Genomic DNA, 25029 nt, shown 5'->3' on the forward strand with positions numbered 1-25029 from the left:
TTGACACACAAACTAGATTGTTTTAGATATTTTTTGTATAATTTAATAGTAACTTGTTTTCTTATTGGAAATTATTCTATTTTATTTTTTAAACGTTTAGTTAAACTATTTTATTTTTATTTAGAAAAACTTATATTGCAATAAGATAATATAACAATTGTTATTACTGTATATTAATGTAATGAAAATCGGGCTAGAATCATATATTTTAGAAAATACACTAATTGGAAGGTGATTAATTGTCAGATGGAAACAAAGTTTATAATTTGCTTATAACTAAGGGAGAATACGATCCCACTGAACAATATGAGTTTTATAAGGGAAGAATCAATGAGGAAGAAGATTTTTTATATAAAGAATATAATACTTTAGAACATGAATTAACTGATGAATTATTTGAAAAGATTGATGTAATTGTATTATTATTTGGTCTTTATAAATATGATAAAGAGTTATTCGATGAGTTAATGGCTAAATCAAAAGAATTGGATATTCCTTTACTTTCAATACGTTGTTATGGTATGGAAGCTATCTTAAAAGAATTGGAGGAAAAAGCTGATGCGGTGGTCGGATGGAATCCTCATTGTATCATAAATGCAATTGAAACTCTTACAGATAGGGAAAACTGGGTAAAACCATGTGATATTGCGGAAGATGAGTAAATTTTGGTGAGTAGTATGGTTGAAGACAGACATGTAATTGAAGCACTTGGAAAAGTTCGTGTAGTAATAGAAAATGGTGAAATAACAGAAGTTGGATCATCTGAAGTTAAATACTGTCCGATGTTTCATGCAATGCATGGAGTGGAAGAATTAAACGAAGAATTCATACGTAAAAACATTAATTTCAGAATCAAGGACTTTGGAATGTGCACTCCACAAAGAATAATTGAAATGGATGATGCAATTACTGTGGGTATATCTGAAATTTTAAAATCCAACATGGAACTTGGAAACATTGATTGTGTTGTAGGTGCCTGTGATGGTGCTGGGACTTTGATTATGACAAATCCACGTGTCGTACAGGGTGTTGGTGCAAGAGTGTCTGGTCTTGTAAGTACCACTCCGATTCCTGAAGTAATTGAAAAACTTCAACAAAAGGATAGTGTGATTTTAAACCCCGAAACTGCAGAATTAAATCAATTGGAAGGGTTAAAATTAGCATTGGACAAGGGATATAAGAATATTGCAATAACAATACTTCCTTCATATATGGTTGAAGAAATTAGAAATTATCCAATTGATGATGATGTGAATGTCTATATTTTAGTGGCACATACAACAGGAACTGCTCCTGAAGATGTTAAAATGATATTTAATAATGCAGATATTGTGACTGCCTGTGCATCAAAACATGTTGCTGAATATACTGATAAATACCAGCCTTATTATTATGGATCAAAGGTTCCAATATTCTGTGCTAGTGAAGAAGGACATAAATTATTGGACAATAGACTTAAAAAGATAGGTAAACCATTGTCTAATAATAATTATCCAAGAAATAAAAGCGATATTCCTCATAAATTAATTTAAATGATTATTTATCAATTCAATGTCTAGCAATAGACATTATTCTATTTTAATTCTTTTTTTTCATTAAAAATATAAATAACCAGTTCATAATGTTAAAATAAGACTGATTGTAGGTGTTAACAATGAAATACACAAAGCTTGGAAATTCAGATTTAAAAGTGAGTAAAGTTTGTATGGGATTTGGAGATCCGACAAATGGGGTGCATACATGGACTTTGCCTGAAAAAGAATCTCTTGAAGTTATAAAAAACGGTTTGGATAATTGAATTAACTTTTATGATACTGCTATCGGTTATCAGAACGGAACTTCAGAGCAGTATGTTGGAAAAGCAGTAAGAGAATATGCTTCAAGAGAAGATGTGGTTGTTGCAACCAAATTTCTGCCAAGGTCTGAAGAGGACATTAAAAATAATGTGTCAGGTCAACAGCACATTCATAATATGGTTAATAAAAGCCTCACAAACTTAGGGCTTGATTATATTGATTTATATATTTATCACATGTGGGACTACAATACTCCGTTGTATGATCTTTTGGAAGGCTTGAATGAAGTGATTGAAGAAGGAAAAGTAAGATACATAGGTATATCAAATTGTTTTGCTTGGCAGCTTGCAAAGGCTAATGCACTGGCTGATGCTGAAGGTTTTTCAAAATTTGTTTCTATTCAAGGTCATTACAATCTAATTTTCAGAGAAGAGGAGCGTGAAATGATTCCTATGTGTGCTGCAGATAATATTGCAACTACTCCTTACAGTGCTCTTGCATCTGGTAGATTATCTAGAATGCCTGGTGTTGATTCAAAAAGATTAAATGAAGACTTTTATGCAAAATTAAAGTATGATTCATCATAGAGTAATGATTTGGAAATCATAAAAAGGGTTAATGAAATTGCACAAAACTTGGAGGTTTCAATGACTGAAGTGTCTCTTGCATGGCTGGAAACCAAAGTTACATCCCCAATCGTTGGTCCAACTAAAATGCATCATGTTGAAGGTGCTGTCAACAGTGTTGATCTGTCTCTTTCAAGTGATGATATTGCTTATTTGGAAGAACCGTATGTTGCTCATGAATTGGTCGGCGTAATGGCTGATAATAAAGTATCCGCTAGTGATAATGAGAAAGTATGGGCAAAAAGTACAAAAAATAAGATTTAAAATTATTATTCTTTTTTGAATAATAATTTATCAATAATGTCCATATCTAGATTTTCCTCAACAATTTCAGCTAATCTGTTTAAGGAATAATCTTTTTGAGTTTCGTAAGGATCTTCACAATATTTTGCTTCAAGGCCTTTTTTAACTCTAATATAATTTAAAAATTCTCTTCTGAAGTTATAGTTATGGAATATTCCATGGAAATAAGTTGCAAACACATTTCCATTGGATGCACCATCAATCATACCATCATCGTTATTTCCCTGTCCTTTTTTAATATTTAATAATGGTTTTGAGTTTATTAGATTAGTGGTACCTTCATGAATTTCATAACCTGTAATTATTTCACCAACAATGTTTTTGAATATTTCACCTGCAAGGCCATCAAGATTGTCTGGAATTGTTGCCTCTGATTGAGTTACAATCTTTCCAGCCCTTGAAAATTGGGATTCGATGTCCAAAATGCCAAGTCCGTTCATTGTTCCGTGTTTGGATTCACGTTTGTCTTCATCGTAAATAATGTTTCCGAGAATTTGTAATCCTCCGCAGATTCCAACAATTGGTATTTCTTCTGATTTTTTGATGATTTTATCTGCAAGACCACTTTCACGAAGAGCAAACATATCTTCAGTTGAATTACGGGTTCCTGGAATTAAAATAGCATCAACATCTCCAATATCATCATTGATACCAATCATTTTAAGTGAAACATCTTCTTCATATTCGAATGGATCAATGTCTGTAAAGTTAGCTATTTTGGGAAGTCTGATTACTCCAATTGTTATGTCTTTGTCTTCTGCAAAGTTGTGTGTAGTTAATGATGCAGAATCTTCTTCAGGAAGCTTTAAAGTTGGATCATATGGTAAAACTCCTAAAACAGGTTCACCAGTAATTTCTTCGATTCTATCAAGACCAGGTTTTAATATATCTAAATTACCTCTGAATTTATTGATTACAGTGGCCTTTAATCTGGATCTGTCATAATCATCAAGTAATACGTAAGTTCCTGCAATTGCTGCAAAAACACCGCCCATTTCAATATCTGCTATTAATATAACATTTGCATCTGCAAGATGTGCGATTTCCATATTTGCGATATCCTGGTCACGCATATTAATTTCTGCAGGAGAACCTGCTCCTTCAATGATAATTACATCATATTCTTCTTTTAAGATATTGAAACTTTTTTTAATAGCTTCTAATGCTGTATCATGGTATTTATGCTGGTAATCATAAAAGTTCATATCTCCAATTGATTTTCCTTGGATGATTACGTTAGATGTAAAATCTCCTTTTGGTTTGAGCAAAACGGGATTCATGTGTATACTTGGTTCAACCATTGATGCTTCGGCCTGTAGCATTTGTGCTATTCCAATTTCCCCATTTTCTTTTGTTGTATATGAGTTTAAAGACATGTTTTGGGATTTGAAAGGTGCTACTTTATATCCTCTGTTTTTATATATTCTGCATAAGGCGGCTACGAGCATACTTTTTCCAGCATTTGATGAAGTTCCTTGAACCATGATACAATTTGTCATAGTAGAATATATTTAGTTAATATTATAAATAATTTTAAAATGAGTTAAATTTAATCGTATTTGGGGCATGGATTAATATATATCATTTATTTGGGGTTTTCAAACACATGAATATTATTTGAAATAAACTGACTGTGCGATATATAACCATGCCTGCAAATCGATTTACAATATATAATTATTGAAAATTAATATTGCATTTAATTATATATCTTTTTTTAATATATATTTTTAACTTTTTTTGATATTTATTTTTATTTTAGTTAATTACTCTTTAATTAATCGATATTTATATTAAAAAAAGTTTTTTAATTATTTTTTATTTTTCGATATGAAATATATTTATCATTTGGATGTTCTTTTTTTGTTCATTTTAATTCAAGACCATCTCTATATGCATTTCCAACTTTTTTTCCAATGTCCAGATAAATTTTATTCATCCAATCAAAAGCTATTGGGTGGAATTTTTCAAAGGATAGTTTTCCATTTTCTTCAAGAATGGATTCATCTAAACTTACATTGACGATTTCACCTATTAATTTCCAATTCTCTGCATCATAACTTTTAACTTTACATTCAACAGCAAATGGTAATTCATTTATAATTGGTGCGTCTACAAATTCTGATGGGGGTGGTGTGGAATCCTGTTTTTTCAAATTTATTTTCAACTTTGTTTCCAGTTGTAATTCCGAGATAATCTCATGCGGTTTCATTTTCTAATCTGCCATACTTACAACAAATGAATTTCTCTCAAGTATGCCTTTCAAAGTGTGTCTTTGTGATGCAACTGTGATTGAAATTTCTTTTTCATGACTTATTCCTCCTCATACTGCAAGCATTGCACAGGGTTTGTTTTTATCATCGTAGGATGATAAGATTAGAACTGGCATGGGCATGATGTAAGGTTTTGCTCCTATGTTTTTCCTTGTCATAATTAATTCTCCAAAAATTTGGTAATGGTATATTTAATGATTTTTTGTTAAGTATTTTTGCTATATTGAATTTAAAAAACATATTCTTAAATATTAAAGTAACTTTTGTTTACTAAATTAGAAACCTTTATATAAGATACAGATTTAAATAATATTTAAATAGTATATTTAACTTAATTTTTTAATGATGAATTATATTTATTGAAAAGGAGGTTTATTCTATGAAATTTGAAGAACCAGAAATAACTGAAGATTCTCCTCAAGAAGTAGTTGCTGAGCCAGTAGTAGAAAAAGAAGAAAAAGGCGAAGAAACTAAACCAATGTTAAATTATGATAATATTAAAAGTTCACAAGATATTGAAGTACCGCCTTTATTAATTGACCAAGTTATTGGACATGAAGAGTCCATTGAAACAATTAAAAAGGCAGCAAAACAAAGAAGAAATGTTTTACTCATTGGAAATCCTGGTGTGGGAAAATCTATGCTTGCTAAAGGAATGGCACAGATTTTGCCTCATGAAACTTTAAAAGATATATTAGTTTACCCAAATATGGAAGATAATAACCACCCATTGATAAGGACAGTACCTGCGGGTGAGGGTAAAAAAATTGTAAAAGCAACAAAAGGATCGGCTAAAAGTCATGAGGAAAAGAAAACAATCATTACAATGTTTGCAATTGGTGGTGTTTTAGTAATTGGATTTATGTATGGAAGATTACTTGAATCTATTATTGCAGCAGCTTTAATTTTACTCATTTCAATTCAAATCAAACCAAGAAATAATAATATGTCTCCGAAATTGTTGGTTAATAACCAAGATTCAAGATTTGCACCATTCATGGATGCAACCGGTTCTCATGCTGGTGCTCTCTTAGGAGACGTACGTCACGATCCATACCAATCTGGTGGGCTCGGAACTCCTGCACACGAACGTGTAGAAGCAGGTATGATTCACAAAGCTAACCGTGGAGTTTTATACATTGACGAAATAGGTACAATGTCCATGAAAACCCAACAAGAGTTATTGTCTGCAATGCAGGAAAAACAATATGCAATCACTGGTCAAAGTGAAAACTCAAGTGGTGCAATGGTAAGGTCCCAAGCAGTACCATGTGACTTTGTGCTTGTAGCATCAGGTAACCTTCAAGTTTTAGAAGGAATGCATATTGCAATGAGATCCAGAATCAGAGGATATGGTTACGAAGTATTCATGAAAGATTATATGGAAGATACAACTGAAAACAGAGAAAAATTAGTTCAGTTCGTAGCTCAAGAAGTCAAAAACGATGGAAGAATTCCTCACTTCTCAACTGATGCATTAGATGAAATCATTATGGAAGCAAAAAGAAGATCTGGAAAGCAAAATGCTTTAACTTTGAAATTAAGAGACCTTGGTGGACTTGTAAGATCTGCAGGGGATGTAGCTATTGAAAAAGGTGCTGACCTTGTAACTGCTGAACATGTATTTGAAGCTAAAAAATATGCAAGAACATTAGAACAGCAAATTGCTGATAGGTCTATCTTACAAAGAAAAGATTACAGTATGGTCTCTGCTCAAGGTGGAAGAGTTGGTCTTATTAACGGTCTTGCAGTTATTGGAGATAGAAGTGGAATCGTATCACCAATTGCAGCAGAAGCAGCTCCAACCCAATCCAAAATGGGTGGTCAAATAATTGCAACAGGTAAATTAGGTGAAATTGCTAGTGAATCAGTTCAAAACGTAAGTGCATTGATTAAGAAATACACTAACAAGGACATTTCCAATTATGATATTCACGTTCAGTTCATTCAAACCTATGATGGTGTTGAAGGGGATTCAGCTAGTGTAAGTATTGCAACTGCTGTTATTTCAGCTATTGAAGAAATTCCTATTGACCAAACTGTTGCATTGACTGGTTCTCTTAATGTTCGTGGTGATGTAATGCCTATTGGTGGAGCAACTGCTAAAATTGAAGCGGCTGCAGAAGCTGGAATGAAAAAAGTATTAATTCCTAAATCTAACATGAAAGATGTTATGATTGAGAAAAAATATGAAGATATGATTGAAATCATTCCAACAGAAACATTAAGTGATGTTTTAGAAAACATTTTAATTAGTGGTTCTGCAAAAGACAACTTAATTGCAAAAATGAGAGATTTAAGTTCTAGAGTTGCAGATAAAGTTCCACAACCAAGTTTAAATAATCCAACTACTAATTAAGTTGGATTACTCTATTATTTTTTCTTTTACTATTTTTTCTATTGTTTTATAAAATTCAGATTCTGTTTTTTCAAATTCTTTGAATGATGCATCTACGCTGCAATTGCAAACATCTGTTTTTCCGATAAGATATTCTGTTGAATCTTTTTTTATTAAAATTCCAAATAGTTTCTCTTGCTTGTCGGCATAAAGATCAAATTCTTCTTGATTTAGTTGTAAATTGTAGTCATTTGTGGAGAAGATATCACATTCATTTAAAATAGGCATAAATGTCATCATTCCAAATGGTAAGAAAATATTTTCACTTTTGCTGATTTTTACAAGTCTTTGTTCGTAGGTATCCTCCTCGTTGATGTCATAACCACTGATTTTCAGTATGTTGTTTTCACCCATGTAGTTATTGTCATCAATAATAAATGCAAGCAAATCAGGGTCTATGTAATTATTACAGGAAGCCCTAATATTTTTAATAGTTTCATAAATTTTCATCACATACTACCTCGTATTTTTCACATAATTCAATGATGGTATCAATCTTGCGGATTTGATTAATCCAATTATAGGAATGTCTTCAAAACCATAATATATTCCAGCAAGTCCTCCGCAAATAGCTGCTACAGTATCAGTATCTTCACTTAAGTTAACTGCTTTTAGAACTGCTTCTTTATAACTATCCGTATTTTCAAGACAGTAGATAACTGCCTCAAATGTAGAAATTACATAGCCTTTGCTTGAAATTCCTTCTGAATAATCATTATCAAAGATTCTTCTAAAGTGTTTAAGTTCTGCATTGCCTTCATAATACTCCTTAATTTTATCACTTGCATTTTTAACATGTGTTTCAATGCTAAATCAGGAGTGTTTATCATGGATTTTGCAATTTCAACATAAAGCACACAAGCAATTCTGGATCTTTTATGTCTATGAGTTAATGAGGAAATATTTTCAATTGTCTCATAATCAATGTCTTTTATGAATGCTAATGGAAGAATTCTCATTAAAGAACCATTTCCATTGTCTCTTTCACCATCCATTCCACAAAATGGGCTTAGGCCAGACACATAACTGTCTAAAGCATTATGTGTTGTAATTCCTATGTCAAATGTTTCTTCTTGTGTGTATTTGTTATTTTTTTGCCATTCGATAAATTCTTCGATTATGTCTGAATAATCAATGCATTTTTTATTAATTATACTTCCCATTGTGGCTATTGTCATGGAAGTATCATCAGACCAGGTTCCTGCGGGTTTGTTATATTCTCCAAAACCCATCATTCCAGTCACTGGATTTTGTTCAAGGTATTTTCTGGATTTAAACTCAACTGGAACTCCCAATGCATCACCTACGACCAAACCAATAATTCCATCTTTGACTTTCATAATTAAGTATTAACTTGTGTTTATATTTAAAAGTTTTATATTGGATTAAATCATAATTTAATTAATGATTTTTAAAACTGAACGTCTTACTTTAAGGCAGTGGAAGGAGGAAGATGCGGAGTGTTTATTTCATTTTGCCCAAAATCCAAAAGTGGGTCCAATAGCTGGATGGCCGCCACATGAAAGTGTTGAAGAGAGTTTAAATATTATTAAAACAGTTTTTTCAAAAAAAGAAACTTATGCTATTGTTTTAGATGATATTCCAATTGGCTGTGTTGGATTATTGTTCCATCCTGACTGCAATCATTACTGGGGTGATGACTCTGCAGAACTTGGATATTGGATTGGAGAGGAATATTGGGGAAATGGGTATGCAGTTGAAGCATCAGAACTATTAGTTAAAAGAGCATTTGATGATTTGGGTGTAAAACAGATTTATGCAACATACAGGTGTGAGAACAATCAATCATGTAGAGTTCTAGAAAAGTTAGGTTTTAAATATTTCAATGATTTGACAAATGTCAATTATTTGGGTGAAGAATTTAGTGAAATTGCCATGTTGCTTAAAAAATAATTTATATAAAGAAATATTAATCTTAATTAATGACTAGATTATGTAAAAATTGCGGATTTGAAAATCAAGATGATTATGATTTTTGTGCCAAATGTGGTACTCCATTGGTTGAAGGTTTAAAACCTAGGCAATTTAAGGTTTATAGAGCACAAGATCTTCAAGTTAATAAAAAAGCGTTGATTGCAGCTTATATTGCTACTATATTTTTATCCTGGAGCGGATTTTTCATTGGTTTAATTTCAAAAAATACTATTTTTGCTACATTCACATTTTTTGGATTTTTCATGCCATTTTTCTTAGTGCAATCAAGGCATCCAACTCTTAAAAAGCATGGTTTAATAATGATGGCTATTTCATTTGTGGGAGTAGCACTATCATTTTACGTTATGTTGTATTAAAAAAGAAAAAATGGAAATTAAGCAAAGTGAATGCCAATATTTCCCATTAAAAATTGTATAGGAATTTCAAAGACATTTATTCCATTTTGAGCCATTGCAGTACCAACAGCATCGCCTCTATCCATAGTTCCTGAAACTTTATCATTACCTGCATATCCATTATATCCATCATTTGCACGAATATCATCTATAATGCTTCCTCCGAAAATGGATGCAGCAGCGTCGTTATTTACACTAATGATAATATGTGGAGTAACATGGTATGTATAACTCATTATGTCACGAGCAGCACCATAAGGGTCATCAGGATAGTCTGCATAAACATTATGTAATGTCTGACCTTGAGCATTAACGGAATTTCCAGGATAAATCCATTCGAACCCTGTTAAACTGAAGGTTGCAGCCATATCAATACCATTGCCTTCAGTTGCGTCTTCAGCAACTACTAGAACTGGGCTTACAATAGTTGATGCCAAAAATACAACAACTATCAATACCAATGCTATAAGTACGGTATTTATTTTTGCCATGATTAATTTTTATAACACTTTTAAATATTAATACTTAACCTTTTTAATTACAAAAAACAAATGTATATTCAGATATTATTTTTGGTGATATTATGATTATAGGTGGTTCATCTTCACAAGATTTAGCTGCTAGTGTAGCACGTGAACTTGGAGAAGAATTATGTTATGTAGAAACTAGAAAGTTTCCGGATGGAGAAAGATATTTGAGAATTACTGAAGATGTTGAAGGCAAAGAAGTAACTGTTATTCAATCAACAGGATATCCTCAAGATGAAAATTTAATGGAATTGTTATTTATGGTATCTAATCTTAAAGATTTAGGTGCTAAAAAGGTGAAAGTTGTAGTTCCATATATGGGATATGCAAGACAAGAAAAACGTTTCAACCCTGGTGAAACAGTTTCTGCTAAAATTGTATGTGATTTAATCCAAACAGCAGGTGCTGACGAATTTATCACATTTAATATTCATGAAGTTTGTGTTTTAAAATTCTTTGATATTCCAGCAAGAAACTTGTCTGCAATGCCGGCAATTGCTGAATATTTGGATAAAAAATTCTTCAGAAAAGAAGATCTCAAACCATTAATTGTTGCTCCTGATAAAGGTGCATACGGATTTGCACAAGAAATCTCAGAAATTATCGGTTGTGACTGTACTTATTTGACTAAAGTACGTTTAGGACCAGATAAAGTTGAAACTAAAATCGTAGATGTAAGATGTGACAGTGAAAGTGATAATACTGTTAATATTGATTCCGTAAAAGGAATGCACGCAATCATTGTAGATGATATTATTGCAACTGGTGGAACTATTGTTAATGCAATCAATATTTTAAAACAATATGGTGCATCTGCTGTTGATGTATGCTGTGTTCACCCAATATTAACCAATAATGGTGCGACCAGAATCTATTCTGCTGGTGCGGGTAAAATTATCGGAACTAATACATTATCTTCTGACACTTCACGTGTATCTGTTGCTAAAAGTATAGCTGATGCATTGAGGGAATAAGATGGATAAAGAAACAATTAAAAAAGAATTAATTGAAATATCAAACAAGGTTTTAGCTAAATATGATGAACATGTAATGGTTGATACCATCTCTGTTATGAATATGGCTGTTAAAACTACATTTTTAGGCTCTCTTAGAGTTTATAATAAAGATAATGTAAGTAAAATCAAAAAGGATTTAGAAAAGGATATTGGAAGTTATGGTGAAGTTGCAATAAGAGATGAAAAAATCACTCCTTGTTGTGCTCCAAGCTATATGCATGTCAGTTTTACTATTTCCATTAATAAATAGATATTATGAAAGAATTCAAGCTAAACTCACCTTATAAACCATTAGGTGATCAACCAAAAGCCATTAACTCTTTAGCTGAAGGTATAAAAAATGGAGTAAGAGAACAAACACTTTTGGGTGTTACTGGTTCGGGTAAGACTTTTACAATGGCAAATGTCATTGAAAAAGTCCAAAAACCTACTCTTGTTATTTCTCACAACAAAACTTTGGCTGCACAATTATATGAAGAATTTAAAGAATTTTTCCCAGATAATGCAGTTGAATATTTTGTCAGCTATTATGATTATTATCAGCCTGAAGCTTATGTTCCAAGAACAGACACTTTTATAGACAAAGAAGCTTCAATCAATGATGATATTGATATTATGAGGCATTCTGCAACTCAATCATTGTTGTCAAGAGATGATGTAATTGTTGTAAGTAGTGTGAGCTGTATTTATGGTATAGGTTCTCCTGAAGATTATGGTGAATTTGCTTTTGGAATTTCTGTCGGCGATATCTACGACAGATCAGAAATTATTGCTCGTTTAGTCTTCATGCAATATGAACGTAATGATATTGAATTTGCTCGTGGTCAATTTAGAGTCCGTGGGGATGTCATTGAAATTAATCCAGTTCATGGAACTCCACCAATTCGAATTGAACTATTTGGTGATGAAATAGATGTCATTAGTTTAATTGATAAAGTAACAGGAAAAAAACAGGAATCACTTAAAAGATACATGATTTTCCCTGCAAAGCACTTTGTTGTTGGCCAAGACAAAATGGATGATGCATTAACAAAAATTTCAAATGAGCTTGAAGAAAGACTTTCTGAGTTAAATGCTATGGGCAAGCTATTGGAAGCTCAAAGATTGGAACAGAGAACTCGTTTTGATATAGAAATGCTTAAAGAAATGGGATATTGTCCTGGAATTGAAAATTACTCCATGCATTTGTCCGGACGTACTTGGGGAGATAGACCATATTCTCTTTTACAATATTTCCCAGATGATTTCTTAACAATCATTGATGAATCTCACGTTACTGTACCTCAGATTAGAGGAATGTATAATGGAGATAGGGCTCGTAAGCAAACTTTAGTTGATTATGGTTTTAGATTGCCTTCTGCTAAGGAAAATCGTCCTTTGAGATTTGATGAATTTGAATCATCAACTAATCAAGTGATTTATGTATCTGCAACACCTGCTGCATATGAACTTGCAAAATCAAGAAATGTGGTTGAGCAGATTATTAGGCCAACCGGACTTGTGGATCCTGAAGTTGTCATTAGGCCTGTTGAGGGTCAAGTTGAAGATTTGCTTAAAGAAGTTAAAGCAACTGCTGAAAAAGATGAAAGAATATTGGTTACAACATTAACTAAAAGAATGGCAGAAGATTTAACTGATTATTATGCACGTATTGGTGTTAAAGTAAGATATATGCATTCTGAGATTGATACTTTAGAAAGGATTGAAATTGTTGATGATTTGAGACGTGGTAAATTTGATGTATTGGTTGGTGTAAATCTCTTAAGGGAAGGTTTAGATTTGCCTGAAGTATCTCTTGTAGCTATTTTGGATGCGGATAAAGAAGGATTTTTAAGAAATGAAACTTCATTGATTCAAACTATTGGACGTGCTGCAAGAAACGTCAATGGTCGTGTAATTATGTATGTTGATGATATGACTGATTCTGTTAGAAATGCATATGATACAACAATGAAAAGACGCAAGCTCCAAATGAAATACAATGAGGTTCATGGAATAACTCCTACATCTACTCAGAGAACATTAAAAGAAAAATTAGCTGATGAAAATGAAAAGTATAAAGGAGTTAGTGGATCTGATGTTGAAAAAATGCCTAAAGATGAGCTTCGCTTACTTATTAAAGATATAGAAAAAGATATGAAAGAGGCTGCTTCAAGATTGGACTTTGAAAGGGCAGCTGAATTAAGAAATAAACTTTATGCATTAAAGGGTATGGATAAATAATTTCCATATCTAAACTATTTTTTCCAATTTTTTGTGTATTTGTGTAGTTCCAAAGTATTTATTATCTAAAAAATACTAATTAGTTTTTATAATAAAAAAAATTTATATACTCTGAAAACTAAATATTTGTTTTATATAATACGAATGATTATTATTTTTCATTTGCTCTCGCAATGTTTTTTTAAAAGAGCTATTAAATAAATAATATAAAAGAGGTTTATTATGACTGAAGATTCTAAAAAACAGATTGTCATCAAAGGTGCACGTGAGCATAATTTGCAAGATATTGATGTTAGTGTTCCTCGTGATGAATTCATTGTAATTACTGGGCTAAGTGGATCTGGTAAGTCTTCATTAGCATTCGATACAATTTATGCTGAAGGACAGCGTAGATATGTTGAATCTTTATCTGCTTATGCAAGGCAATTCTTGGGTCAAATGAAAAAGCCTGAAATGGAATCCATCGAAGGATTGTCTCCAGCTATTTCAATTGACCAAAAGACTACAAGAGAAAATCCAAGGTCTACTGTAGGTACAATTACAGAAATCTATGATTACTTAAGATTATTGTTTGCAAGAGTTGGAATTCCTCATTGTCCTAATTGTGGAAAGGAGATATCTCAACAAACACTTGGCCAAATTGGTGATGCAATCATTGAAGAAGGTGAAGGACTTAAAATTCAAATATTGGCTCCTATTGTAAGGGATAAAAAAGGTCAACACAAGGATGTTTTTGAAGACTTAAGAAACAAAGGTTTTGTAAGAGTCCGTGTTGATGGTGAAATAAGGGAATTGGAAGAAGAAATCGACCTTGCAAAAACCTATAGACACAGTATTGATGTTGTGGTTGATAGGCTTAAAACAAGAATGGATGTTGATTTTAAAAGAAGATTAGTAGATTCTCTTGAAACTGCATCTGAATTCTCTGAAGGGTTAATTACAGTTTTATTCACTGGTGATGATGAGGATTATGAGAAAAAATATTCTGAGCATTTTGCTTGTGTTGACTGTGGAATAAACTTTGAGGAATTGACTCCAAGGATGTTTTCATTCAATGCACCACAAGGGGCTTGTCCTGAATGTAATGGTATTGGTTCTAAAATGGAAATTGATCCGGATTTAATTGTTCCCGACAAGACATTAACATTAAATGATGGGGCTATTGCACCTTGGTCAAAATCTTCAACAAAAGAAAATTATTATTATCAAATGCTTGAAGCAGTTTCTAATCATTTCCATTTCAGTATGGATGTTCCATTTGAAGATTTGGATAAAGAATATCAAAATACTATTCTTTATGGTTGTGATGATAAGATTCCATTCACTTTTAAAAGAAGAAATAAATCCTACATGGTAAATCGTAAATTTGAAGGAGTTATTCCAAGAATGGAACGTTTATATGTTGAAACTAAGTCTAACTATTCAAGAAAATATCTCTCAAAATTCATGTCTGATAGAAAATGTCATGTTTGTGGAGGTAAAAGGCTCAGACCTGAAGTATTGGCAGTTACTGTGGGTGGAAAATCAATCATTGATGTCTGTGATATGGCAATTAAAGATTCATATCAATTCTTCCAAGATTTGGAATTAACTGAAAGGGAAAATTTCATTGCAAAAGAAGTTTTAAAAGAAATTAAAGAACGTTTAAGCTTTTTAGTTGAAGTGGGTCTTGATTACTTGTCCATGTCTAGATCTTCTGGTACTTTATCCGGTGGTGAAGCTCAAAGGATTAGATTAGCTACTCAAATAGGTTCTGGTCTTGTAGGTGTTTTATACATTTTAGATGAACCAAGTATAGGTCTTCATCAAAGAGATAATGTAAAGCTTATTGAAGCACTTAAAAGACTTAAAGATTTGGGAAATACTCTTGTTGTTGTAGAACACGATGAAGAAACCATTTTGTCAGCAGATTATGTTGTGGACATTGGTCCGGGAGCTGGTGAACATGGTGGTAAGGTTGTTGCTCAAGGAACTCCATTAGATATTATGAACAATCCTGATTCAATTACTGGTCAATATATCTCAAGAGTTAAAAAAATAGATATTCCTAAAGAAAGAAGATCTGGAAATGGTAATTACATAAAAATCATTGGTGCTGCTCAGAACAACCTCAAAAATATAGATGTGGATATTCCATTAGGTAAATTTACTTGTGTAACTGGTGTTAGTGGCTCAGGTAAAAGTAGTTTGATTAATGAAATTCTATACAAAGGAGTCCAAGGAAAATTAGCTAGAAAATTTACTTTTGCAGGTAAATATGATGAAATTGAAGGATTGGAAAACATTGACAAGGTTATTGCAATAGACCAAAAACCTATTGGAAGAACTCCTCGTTCTAATCCTGCAACTTATACTGGAGTATTTACTGATATTCGTGATTTATTTGCTAATACTCCAGAATCTAAAGCAAGAGGTTACAAACCTGGAAGATTCTCATTTAATGTTAAAGGTGGAAGATGTGAAGCATGTTCTGGTGATGGTATTGTTCAAATTGAAATGCACTTTTTAGCAGACGTATATGTTCCATGTGAAGTATGTGGTGGTAAAAGATACAATGAAGAGACTTTGGATATTAGATACAAAGGTAAAAATATCTATGAAGTCTTAGAAATGACTGTTGAAGAAGCATTAGAATTCTTTGAAAATATTCCAAAAATCACTAAAAAACTTCAGACTTTATATGATGTTGGATTAGGTTACATGAAGATTGGTCAACCTGCAACAACATTATCTGGTGGGGAAGCTCAAAGAATCAAATTGGCTAAGGAGTTATCTAGAACTAGTACTGGTAAAACATTATACATTTTAGATGAACCTACTACTGGTCTTCACTTTGCAGATATTAAAAGATTGCTTGAAGTTTTAGCAAGATTGACTGATGCAGGTAATTCAGTTGTTGTTATTGAACACAATTTGGATGTTATTAAAACTGCTGATCATATTATTGATTTAGGTCCTGAAGGTGGTGATGGTGGTGGTCAGGTAATTGCTACCGGAACTCCTGAAGAGATAGCTGAAGCTGGAACTTATACAGGTGAGTTTTTAGAAAAAATGCTTAATGAGAATATCACTCCTTATGCAAAAGAACTAGTTGAAGATATTGGCAAATAGTCAATTTCTCTTTTTTTATTTTTTTAGGTTTACCAAACATTTATATAGTATTTTTTACAAAATATTTTTTAATGGAAGTTATATTCCGACAATATATTTCCGTTTAAAATTTTAGTTTAATTTATTTAGTGATTATTATGGTTTTAAGTACAGGAAACACTGCATGGATGCTCATTGCAACAATTATGGTTTTATTGATGAGTGTTCCAGGTATTGCATTTTTTTATGGTGGTTTATCAAAAAGGAAAAACGTATTGAACTCAATGTTTTTATCTTTAATTGCATTTGCAGTTGTCAGTATCCTTTGGATTATTTATGGTTATCAATTTGCATTTTCTGATGTGAGTTTTGCCGGTTTGGTTGGAATTCCTAAAACATTAATTATGGAAGGAATTGGTGTTGATTCTTTAACTGGAACAATTCCAACATTTGTTTTTGCTGGATTTCAATTAACTTTTGCAGGATTGACTGCTGCTGTTGTATCTGGTGCAATTGTTGGAAGAATGAAAACAAAAGCTTGGGTAATATTTATTATTTTATGGGCAACATTGGTTTATGTTCCAATATGTCACTGGATTTGGGGTGGCGGATGGTTAATGAACCTTGGAGCTATTGATTTTGCAGGAGGGGTTGCAGTTGAAGTTAACTCTGGTTTTTCAGCTCTTGCTCTTGCTTTGATACTTGGAAAAAGAAAAGATACTTCCTTGCTTCCTCATAACTTAGGATATTCAATTTTAGGTGCTGGATTCTTATGGTTTGGATGGATGGGATTCAATGGAGGATCAGCTCTTGCAGCTAATGGATTAGCAGGTTCTGCAATACTTGTTTCAAATACTGCTGCTGCAGTTGCAATGATTGTTTGGTTGATTTTGGATGTTTTCAACGATGGAAAACCAACCGTGTTAGGAGCAATCACTGGTGCAGTTGCAGGTCTTGTTGCAATTACTCCTGCAGCAGGTTTTGTTTCACTCTCAGGTGCTATAATTATTGGTTTAGGTGCATCTTTAATATCTTACTATGCAGTTTATTATATTAAAACCAAATTCGGTTATGATGATGCTTTGGATGTATTTGGTGTTCACGGACTTTCAGGTGTGTGGGGATTAATTGCTACTGGTTTATTTGCTGCACCTTCAATTAATGGTGTTGCAGGTTTATTTTATGGAAATCCTGGTCAATTAACAATTCAATTAATTGCAGTTGTTGCAACAATTGTATATTCATTTACAGTAAGTTATATTATAGGAAAAGTATTAGATATTGTAATAGGATTAAGAGTAGATGACAAAGAAGAAATAAGAGGTCTTGACTCTGCATTACACGAAGAATCAGGATACAGAATTTAATGATGGAGGGATATAATGAAAAGAATCATTGCAGTAATTCGTGAAGAAATGTTTGAACCTGTTAAAGTAGCACTCTTGGAAGCTGGCTGTGAAGGTATGAACGTTTCTACTGTAAAAGGAAGAGGAAGACAAGCAGGTATTAAAGAATCTTACAGAGGTTCTAGCTATTGTATAGATTTAATTCCAAAAACAAGAGTTGAATTAATTGTCAAAGAAGAAGATTTGGATAGAATTATAGATGTTATTCTTGAAAATGCTAGAACTGGAGATATCGGGGATGGGAAAATATTTGTTTCCGATGTTGAAGAGGTTATTAGAATCAGAACTGGTGAGAGAGGTTCTGATGCTGTTTAGATAGATTAAAATTGTAATTTATATATTACATTATTCTTTTTTTATTTTATTTGCTTTTTTTTATTAATTTAATCATTTAATTTGATTATTCTGTTTTATTTAACTAAATTTATAAATATTTGATAGCCTAATTTATAATCATAGTAATCTAGTTAAGTATAGATACTATACTTTTCTTGTAAATCTAGGTGATTATATGAAAGAGTTATATGAAAAAATGATTAACGAGTCAATGGCTGTTCAAAATGCAGACGTTGCAGTTATATCAGAAAATAGGTATATGACTTTAAGATAGTTGATGCAAAACCATATGTTGATGCTGTTTCAGGTATGAAATCACTTGACAACCAAGCAGAATCTGTAATTAACTTAACACAAAGAATCTGTAAAGAACCATTATGAAATTTTGTCTTCCATTACTGATACTTTGCAATGTGAAGATGATCCATTCATATGAACACTTCCAAACTCCACCAGTTTTAGAAATCTTATGTGAAGAAGATGGTGAGTTTGCAGATAGTGTAGATAAATTTATCCAAGCTATTGCGGATTCAGAAGCATTAATTGCTAAAGAATCTATTAGAAGATATGGTGGATTTTATGGTCCTACCTGTGTAGTAGACTTTGCATTAATGCTTGGAAGTACAAGTAATGTTGTAAATCAAATATTGACTAAAATGGATATTCCTGTTCATCACAAACAAGCAATTTTATCTGCAAAATCTGGGGTATGAACACTTCTTATGGTATTGGAGATGCATTTGCTCATGCTATTGAAGATGGATTAACTGCTGCTCAAGCAACTGAAAAGGAAATTGAAACCTTACAAATGATTTACAAAACTCCAATTGAAGGACAAGGTAATTTAATGGATGATGCAAATCATTCCTTTGATGTAAGGGATTACATGAACAAGTATAAAAAAGCTATGACAAAATCAGTTAAAGCAGCAATGGATGATGGAGTACATTATGGTAACATTGTAACTGTACTGGCATACTGTGTTGGGGATATTGGACACCACATTGGCCAATCCACATACAATATGTGTAAAGATGATGTATCAATGGATATTATCCAAGCTACTGCAGGAGTTATAGAAAATTCATTGAAAAACAATATTGATAAATTTAAAACTCCATTTGATGTATTAAAACTTTCTACTGGTGCATCTGCATGTGCAACCGAGTTATTACTTGAACTTGACGGTTTCACTGCTCCAATGATTGTTGACTTGTTGAATAAAAGATTCCACAACTTTGTACAACAATATCCTACAAGGGGAGCTGCTGCTGAGTTACACAACTGTGACTTTATGGACATGATTTACAGAGGATTTAATGCAATGAGTAATGCTAGAAAAATGAGATCTTCTGCTGGATTTGAGATTATTCCTAGAATTAAAGGAATGGAAGTCGATTTCACTTTTATCTTGGAAAACGATGTATTGATGAATCCACAAAGATACACTTACCCAGCATGTGCTATTTCTGTAAGATTCTCATCACTTATGAGATTGGCAGATTATCCATGTCTTTTAACTTCAGAACCTATTACAGCAACAATGATGACAAATATTATAGCACTTGACAAAGACGTTCCAGGTTCTCCAGTAAGAGGATGTAAACAATGTGCTTCAGCTTGCTTAGCAGATAACAAACACGAATACTGTCAATGGAGAGAAGCTGTATAGGTAAAAAAAGAGGACTTGTAACATAAGAAAAAAATTTTTTGCAGAATTACTCGGAACATTCTTCTTAGTATTCATAGGTACTGGTGCTGCTGTTGTTGCACTTTTAATATTTCAGACTGTTGATCCAAATAATGTCGGAATTGGACTTATTGGTGGATTTGCTGAATGGATTGCTATTGCTTTAGCATTTGGTCTTACTGTAATGATTGGAATATATGTATTTGGAAAGATATCTGGTGCACATTTCAATCCTGCTGTAACCATTGGATTACTTGTAACTAAAAACATTTCTTTAGTTGATAGTATTTATTATATTGTTGCACAAGTAATTGGAGCAACTCTTGGAAGCCTTGCATTATTCTTATGCCTTGGTGCTCAAGCAGTTACTATTGGAGGATTAGGTGCTACTGCTCCAGGACTTGGAGTAAGCTATTTCCAAGTAATGTTTGCTGAGTTTTTAGGAACATTCTTCTTAATGATGGTTGTAATGGGTGTTGCAGTTGATAAAAAAGCAGAACCTGGTTTTGCTGGGATTTCCATTGGTATGACTGTAGCTGCTGTAATTGTATTCTTAGGTGCATTTACTGGTGCTTCAATCAACCCTGCACGTACATTCGGACCATACTTAATGGATATGGTTCTCGGAGGTCAACCTTTGGGCATTCTTCCCAATTTACTTAGTTGGACCTATTCTTGGTGCAATTTGTGCTGCATTTGCATACGCATACCTTGCAAAAGATAGTGGAGTTTGTGAACTTCCACAACCATTCAATGATGAATAATTCTTTTTGAATTATTCTATTTTTTCTTTTTTTAAAATTACTTTCACCGATTGATTTATATACTAGTTTTCATATATTACTCATAAGTATTATTGTGCATATTCATAATAAATGTTATAAAATTTGACCAAACTAATTATTTTTAACATTATGTTTTGTTAGTTTGTATATAAAAAGTATGTATTTTTTATATTGTATATTTTATTTCTTATTATAAGCAAATAATATTCAAGATATTTGAAAAAACATGAATTTTCACATATATGTGATGTGGTGATCTTATTAAAAAAGGATACTTTTTACTTGGAGTAGTAATGGTTCTTATTGTTGGTGTTGCAACAGTGGCTGCAAGTGAATCTGATGCAGTAGACATTGAAAATGTTGGAAATGGATTCATGAATGCTATTTCTGTTGATTCTGCTGATGCTCATGATTCTGATATGGGAAGAGTAGTTTCTGAAGAGAATCATATTGATATGATTTCAGAAGATGCAAATGAAAATTTAACCGTTGATGCAATCCACTATGATGATATTGCTCTTTAGAATATAAATTAATCTTATACTTATTGCATTCCGATTTGGGGATTATATATTTAATTAATATTTCAATGATTATTCATTGAGATTTCTTAACTCTTTTTTTCAATAACTTATTTAAATTAACTTAAACAATATTATAGTAATTACTTTTTAGGTGATACTTTGAATTTTAATTTAAAAGAAGCATTTTTAATATTTATTCGTGGGGTGTTAATGGGCTCTGCGGATATTGTTCCAGGGGTTTCAGGAGGAACAATTGCATTAATCACTGGAATTTATGGTCATTTAGTAGAAGCAATCAGTAACATTCGCTTTGGATTTTTAAAACTATTATTTAAAGGTGATATTAATGGTTTTATTAATGGTTTATTCGATGAAATTGATTTTAAATTTTTCATTCCATTGATTTTAGGTATTGGTGTGGCATTTTTAACCTTAGCAAAGGTTGTTACATATTGTATGGACAATCATACTGCACTCACATATGCATTTTTCTTAGGTTTAATTATTGCTTCTGCAGTAATTTTATTTAAAAAACTCAATCAAATTAACTTAAAAAATATTGTATTTGCTTTAATCGGTTGTATCTTAACGTTTATATTTGTAAGTTTAAATCCAATAGCTGCTAATCATTCAATACTTATATTGTTCATTTCCGGAATGATTGCAATTTGTGCAATGATTTTACCAGGTATTTCAGGATCATTCTTGTTATTACTTCTTGGACAATATAAATACATGTTAAATGCACTTCACAACTTCCAAATAGTTGAAATTGTTGTTTTTGTAGTTGGAGCATTAATTGGTATTCTTGGATTTTCTAAAATCTTAAATTTCTTACTTAAAAATCATGAAGAAGTAACCATGGCATTTCTCATTGGTGTAATGATTGGATCCTTAAGGGTTCCGGGTGTGGAAATTCTAAATTCAGTAGGAATAAACTTCGCAGGATTATTCCCATGTTTGATTGTTGCGGTAATTGGTTTTGCAATAATTATTATTTTGGAAACTAGATTTGATTACATCGATTAAATCTAATTTCAATCTCTTTTTTTAAAACTTATTAACAATTAAAAATATACATTAAAACCAATGCTAGTATTAAAAAAGATTAAAAAACAGTGGAGGTTATATCCGATTGGTTCACCTAAAGGTGCACTAAATCGCAAAAGAGAACCTGAATTTGTCGGTAATATTAAGTTTTCCATAAATGGTGATTCATTAGCGATTTCAAGGTTTGTTGCAGATTATAATTTCAATGACAACTCCACATTAAATGAAAAATTAATGCCTCCTGGGGAGGTAATCAAGCTTTTACGCTCTCAAGCAGTTTTTATTGCAACTCCTGATGAAGATGTAGAGAAATTCCTGATGTCTCTCAATATCAAAGTTAGAAAAACTCAAGTTTGTGATTTCTGTGCTTATGAAGGAAATATCACTATTGTCAATTCCTCTTATTCTTATAAGTATCATAATCAATTAATTTGTAGAAATTGTGCTTTTGACACAATAAAACAGGAACTTAAGCTTCAAGGTTTTGATAAAAAGATTTTTAGAAATTTAAAGTCTACTTTGGAAAAGACAGGGAGCTTGGAGAAGACTTTATCTGTTCTTGATCCTCATTTTGATCCTTTAAAGAATACAAAACTTACTTTGTATGATAAAACTAAAAAGTCAAAGCACATCATACCTCCAGTTGATATGAAAAGACTCAAAATTCCTAAAAACTTTAAAAAAGTTCTTCTTGACTCTGGAAATACTAAATTATTACCCGTTCAATATCTGGCTATTAAAGAGGGTCTTCTTAAAGGTGAAGATTTGCTTGTTGTAAGTGCAACAGGTTCAGGTAAGACTTTAGTTGGGGAACTTGCAGGTATTACAAAGGCTCTTAAAGGTAAAAAGTTTATTTTCCTTACTCCTTTGGTAGCTCTTGCTAACCAGAAATACAGGGACTTTAAAAAGAAATACTCAAAATTGGGATTGAAAGTAGCTATTAAAGTTGGGAGAAATAGAGTTAAAGCAAAAGGCGAACTTAAACTTCCTGATTCTGATGTATCCAATGCAGATATTGTTGTTGCTACATATGAAGGAATAGATTACTTGCTTAGAATCGGTAATTCACAGGCATTATCCAACTTAGGTGTGGTTTTGATAGATGAAATTCACATGATTGATGATGAAGATAGAGGAACTCGTTTAAATGGTCTGATTAAACGTTTAAAAAATCTTTATCCTAAAACACAAATCATTGGATTGTCAGCTACAGTTAAAAATCCTGAATTCTTAGCGTCTGAATTTAATATGAAGTTAGTTCAATACTCACAAAGACCAGTTCCATTGGAAAGACACTTAGTATATACAAGAAATGAGTCTCAAAAAAGACATTTGATGAGACAGCTTGTTCAAAAAGAGTATAATACTAAATCTAAGAAAGGGTATAGAGGACAAACTATTATATTTACAAATTCAAGGCGTAAAACTCATCAAATTGCAAATTATTTAAATAATAAACGTGTCAATGCCCATGCATACCATGCTGGTTTGTCATATTATAAAAAAGAAAGGATTGAAAAAGACTTTGATAAAGGTAAAATATCTTGCGTAGTGACTACTGCAGCTCTTGCAGCTGGTGTGGACTTCCCTGCTTCACAAGTAATATTTGACTCACTTGTAATGGGAAACAAATGGATTAATCCAAATGAATTTTCACAGATGTTGGGTCGTGCAGGAAGACCATCCTACCATGATAGGGGTGTAGTATACTTAATACCTGAAGTAGGCAATGACTTTGCAGGAGAATCAGAAGAGGCAAAAGCGTTGGATCTTTTAGAGAGCAACAGTGAAGATGTTTACATTGAATATGATGAAGAATCATCCTATGAACAAATTCTCGCAGATATTTCATCTAATTCCATTAAATCTAGAAAAGAATTAAATGAGTTCTATGAAACTATTAATGTTCCAATTTCACTTAAAACAGCAACTGATGAAATGGAAGATTTAGGATTAATCAGATACACACCAAGCAATAAGATGGAAGTTACTAAGTATGGAAGAGCAACTTCAGTATCATTCTTGTCAATTGATGAAGCGGAATTCATTAAAAATACGTTAAACGATAGAGAATATCTAAAAAGATATGTTGGGCATTCTCCAATGTATAAGAAAAAGGACAAGTATGATAAATTGAAAGTGTTGATTTTAGCTATGGCATTGGATTTGGAAATGTTTGAAAATGCATATCTCTCAAGTGTTATTCACAATCAGATAGCTAATGCATTAAAAATTAAATTTTCAACAAGATTATTTGCAGAGTCAACTTTGGATATAATATCTAGTGGGGAAGCTATTGAAAAAGTGGATAAAAAATTCCAAGATGCATTAATAGCTCTTCAGACTGATTTTATGCAATGTAAATGTCAAGATAGACCATTTTGCACATGTATGCAAAGGGGGATTTCAGAAGTCATTATTCACGAAAGACTTAAAGGAAAAGATCCTCAAGACATTTCAAATAAATTATTTAGAAAGTATCAAATTCAAGTTTATCCTGGAGATATTTTCTCATGGTTGGATAATTTTGTCAAAAATTTAGATGCAATTAAAAGAATTGCTAAGTCATTTAATAAGAATAATATTGTTAAAAAAACTAATTACTTAATTAAGAAAATTGAAAATGGGTGAATTG

At 32.0% G+C, this 25029-nt stretch carries 19 protein-coding genes and 4 pseudogenes; 18 read left to right on the forward strand and 5 right to left on the reverse strand.

The genetic code is table 11. The annotated features are described in order from the left end of the window. The first annotated feature begins 239 nt into the window (after nt 1-239). The 4 genes and pseudogenes from MR875_05630 (at nt 240) to MR875_05645 (ending at nt 2686) form a co-directional block, all read left to right on the forward strand. On the forward strand, nt 240-662 hold the full coding sequence (locus tag MR875_05630; GenBank protein MCI6994316.1) for a nuclease: 423 nt from the start codon (nt 240-242) through the stop codon (nt 660-662). Nucleotides 663-677: 15 nt separating this feature from the next. Next, on the forward strand, nt 678-1532 hold the full coding sequence (locus MR875_05635; protein ID MCI6994317.1) for a DUF2099 family protein: 855 nt from the start codon (nt 678-680) through the stop codon (nt 1530-1532). 122 nt (nt 1533-1654) lie between these two features. Next, nucleotides 1655-1798 (forward strand): hypothetical protein, encoded by a 144-nt coding sequence (locus MR875_05640; GenBank protein MCI6994318.1) that lies wholly within the window; start codon nt 1655-1657, stop codon nt 1796-1798. 21 nt (nt 1799-1819) lie between these two features. Next, nucleotides 1820-2686: pseudogene (locus MR875_05645) on the forward strand (aldo/keto reductase). 5 nt (nt 2687-2691) lie between these two features. On the opposite strand, the gene cobQ reads toward MR875_05645, so the two are convergent. Both cobQ and MR875_05655 read right to left on the reverse strand, forming a co-directional pair. Beyond that, nucleotides 2692-4224 (reverse strand): cobyric acid synthase CobQ, encoded by a 1533-nt coding sequence (cobQ, locus tag MR875_05650; protein ID MCI6994319.1) that lies wholly within the window; start codon nt 4222-4224, stop codon nt 2692-2694. 368 nt (nt 4225-4592) lie between these two features. Continuing rightward, complete coding sequence (locus MR875_05655) at nt 4593-4880, reverse strand: hypothetical protein (protein MCI6994320.1); 288 nt, start codon at nt 4878-4880, stop codon at nt 4593-4595. 596 nt (nt 4881-5476) lie between these two features. On the opposite strand from MR875_05655, the gene lonB reads away from it, so the two are divergent. Next, entirely contained in the window at nt 5477-7357 is a 1881-nt protein-coding gene (lonB, locus tag MR875_05660; GenBank protein MCI6994321.1) for an ATP-dependent protease LonB, read from the forward strand. A gap of 6 nt (nt 7358-7363) precedes the next feature. On the opposite strand, the gene MR875_05665 is transcribed toward lonB, so the two are convergent. Both MR875_05665 and MR875_05670 read right to left on the reverse strand, forming a co-directional pair. Next, nucleotides 7364-7846, reverse strand: coding sequence for a hypothetical protein (locus tag MR875_05665; GenBank protein ID MCI6994322.1), 483 nt, complete (start codon nt 7844-7846; stop codon nt 7364-7366). Between the two features lie 6 nt (nt 7847-7852). Further along, nucleotides 7853-8736 (reverse strand): annotated as a pseudogene (locus tag MR875_05670) (ADP-ribosylglycohydrolase family protein). 64 nt (nt 8737-8800) lie between these two features. Here MR875_05670 and MR875_05675 point away from each other — a divergent pair. Both MR875_05675 and MR875_05680 read left to right on the forward strand, forming a co-directional pair. Beyond that, the gene (locus MR875_05675) at nt 8801-9310 is read left to right on the forward strand and encodes a GNAT family N-acetyltransferase (GenBank protein ID MCI6994323.1); all 510 of its coding nucleotides are present in this window, start codon (nt 8801-8803) and stop codon (nt 9308-9310) included. 29 nt (nt 9311-9339) lie between these two features. After that, nucleotides 9340-9708: a zinc ribbon domain-containing protein gene (locus MR875_05680; GenBank protein ID MCI6994324.1), complete on the forward strand. Its 369-nt coding sequence runs from the start codon at nt 9340-9342 to the stop codon at nt 9706-9708. A 17-nt stretch (nt 9709-9725) separates the two neighbouring features. Here MR875_05680 and MR875_05685 read toward each other — a convergent pair whose 3' ends face one another. Then, entirely contained in the window at nt 9726-10238 is a 513-nt protein-coding gene (locus tag MR875_05685) for a hypothetical protein (GenBank protein MCI6994325.1), read from the reverse strand. A 92-nt stretch (nt 10239-10330) separates the two neighbouring features. Here MR875_05685 and MR875_05690 point away from each other — a divergent pair, with 92 nt between their 5' ends. The 11 genes and pseudogenes from MR875_05690 to MR875_05740 all read left to right on the forward strand — a co-directional run bounded on the left by MR875_05690 (nt 10331) and on the right by MR875_05740 (nt 25025). Then, on the forward strand, nt 10331-11248 hold the full coding sequence (locus MR875_05690) for a ribose-phosphate diphosphokinase (protein ID MCI6994326.1): 918 nt from the start codon (nt 10331-10333) through the stop codon (nt 11246-11248). 1 nt (nt 11249) lies between these two features. Then, nucleotides 11250-11540, forward strand: a complete 291-nt coding sequence (locus MR875_05695; protein MCI6994327.1) for a hypothetical protein — start codon at nt 11250-11252, stop codon at nt 11538-11540. A 5-nt stretch (nt 11541-11545) separates the two neighbouring features. Continuing rightward, nucleotides 11546-13513 (forward strand): excinuclease ABC subunit UvrB, encoded by a 1968-nt coding sequence (uvrB, locus tag MR875_05700; GenBank protein MCI6994328.1) that lies wholly within the window; start codon nt 11546-11548, stop codon nt 13511-13513. 222 nt (nt 13514-13735) lie between these two features. Next, nucleotides 13736-16624, forward strand: a complete 2889-nt coding sequence (uvrA, locus tag MR875_05705) for an excinuclease ABC subunit UvrA (GenBank protein ID MCI6994329.1) — start codon at nt 13736-13738, stop codon at nt 16622-16624. Between the two features lie 134 nt (nt 16625-16758). Then, a complete protein-coding gene (locus tag MR875_05710) occupies nt 16759-17970 on the forward strand; it encodes an ammonium transporter (GenBank protein ID MCI6994330.1) in 1212 nt (403 codons plus the stop codon). A gap of 15 nt (nt 17971-17985) precedes the next feature. Next, on the forward strand, nt 17986-18324 hold the full coding sequence (locus tag MR875_05715; protein MCI6994331.1) for a P-II family nitrogen regulator: 339 nt from the start codon (nt 17986-17988) through the stop codon (nt 18322-18324). 196 nt (nt 18325-18520) lie between these two features. Beyond that, nucleotides 18521-20017, forward strand: a pseudogene (locus MR875_05720) (DUF2193 domain-containing protein). A 22-nt stretch (nt 20018-20039) separates the two neighbouring features. Further along, a pseudogene (locus MR875_05725) lies at nt 20040-20799 on the forward strand (aquaporin family protein). Between the two features lie 314 nt (nt 20800-21113). After that, nucleotides 21114-21344 (forward strand): hypothetical protein, encoded by a 231-nt coding sequence (locus MR875_05730; GenBank protein MCI6994332.1) that lies wholly within the window; start codon nt 21114-21116, stop codon nt 21342-21344. Nucleotides 21345-21554: 210 nt separating this feature from the next. Next, nucleotides 21555-22373, forward strand: a complete 819-nt coding sequence (locus MR875_05735) for a DUF368 domain-containing protein (protein MCI6994333.1) — start codon at nt 21555-21557, stop codon at nt 22371-22373. A 60-nt stretch (nt 22374-22433) separates the two neighbouring features. Then, nucleotides 22434-25025 (forward strand): DEAD/DEAH box helicase, encoded by a 2592-nt coding sequence (locus MR875_05740; GenBank protein MCI6994334.1) that lies wholly within the window; start codon nt 22434-22436, stop codon nt 25023-25025. The last annotated feature ends 4 nt before the right edge of the window (nt 25026-25029 follow it).

The organism is Methanobrevibacter sp. (assembly GCA_022775905.1).
Classification (GTDB): Archaea; Methanobacteriota; Methanobacteria; order Methanobacteriales; family Methanobacteriaceae; genus Methanocatella.

What these genes read in the sequence shown, in the direction of transcription:
- MR875_05635 (MCI6994317.1), top strand. Translation starts at nt 678, where the DNA reads ATGGTTGAAGACAGACATGTAATTGAAGCACTTGGAAAAGTTCGTGTA.
- MR875_05640 (MCI6994318.1), top strand. Translation starts at nt 1,655, where the DNA reads ATGAAATACACAAAGCTTGGAAATTCAGATTTAAAAGTGAGTAAAGTT.
- cobQ (MCI6994319.1), bottom strand. Translation starts at nt 4,224, where the DNA reads ATGACAAATTGTATCATGGTTCAAGGAACTTCATCAAATGCTGGAAAA.
- lonB (MCI6994321.1), top strand. Translation starts at nt 5,477, where the DNA reads ATGTTAAATTATGATAATATTAAAAGTTCACAAGATATTGAAGTACCG.
- MR875_05665 (MCI6994322.1), bottom strand. Translation starts at nt 7,846, where the DNA reads ATGAAAATTTATGAAACTATTAAAAATATTAGGGCTTCCTGTAATAAT.
- MR875_05675 (MCI6994323.1), top strand. Translation starts at nt 8,801, where the DNA reads ATGATTTTTAAAACTGAACGTCTTACTTTAAGGCAGTGGAAGGAGGAA.
- MR875_05680 (MCI6994324.1), top strand. Translation starts at nt 9,340, where the DNA reads ATGACTAGATTATGTAAAAATTGCGGATTTGAAAATCAAGATGATTAT.
- MR875_05685 (MCI6994325.1), bottom strand. Translation starts at nt 10,238, where the DNA reads ATGGCAAAAATAAATACCGTACTTATAGCATTGGTATTGATAGTTGTT.
- MR875_05690 (MCI6994326.1), top strand. Translation starts at nt 10,331, where the DNA reads ATGATTATAGGTGGTTCATCTTCACAAGATTTAGCTGCTAGTGTAGCA.
- MR875_05695 (MCI6994327.1), top strand. Translation starts at nt 11,250, where the DNA reads ATGGATAAAGAAACAATTAAAAAAGAATTAATTGAAATATCAAACAAG.
- uvrB (MCI6994328.1), top strand. Translation starts at nt 11,546, where the DNA reads ATGAAAGAATTCAAGCTAAACTCACCTTATAAACCATTAGGTGATCAA.
- uvrA (MCI6994329.1), top strand. Translation starts at nt 13,736, where the DNA reads ATGACTGAAGATTCTAAAAAACAGATTGTCATCAAAGGTGCACGTGAG.
- MR875_05715 (MCI6994331.1), top strand. Translation starts at nt 17,986, where the DNA reads ATGAAAAGAATCATTGCAGTAATTCGTGAAGAAATGTTTGAACCTGTT.
- MR875_05730 (MCI6994332.1), top strand. Translation starts at nt 21,114, where the DNA reads ATGGTTCTTATTGTTGGTGTTGCAACAGTGGCTGCAAGTGAATCTGAT.
- MR875_05735 (MCI6994333.1), top strand. Translation starts at nt 21,555, where the DNA reads ATGGGCTCTGCGGATATTGTTCCAGGGGTTTCAGGAGGAACAATTGCA.
- MR875_05740 (MCI6994334.1), top strand. Translation starts at nt 22,434, where the DNA reads ATGCTAGTATTAAAAAAGATTAAAAAACAGTGGAGGTTATATCCGATT.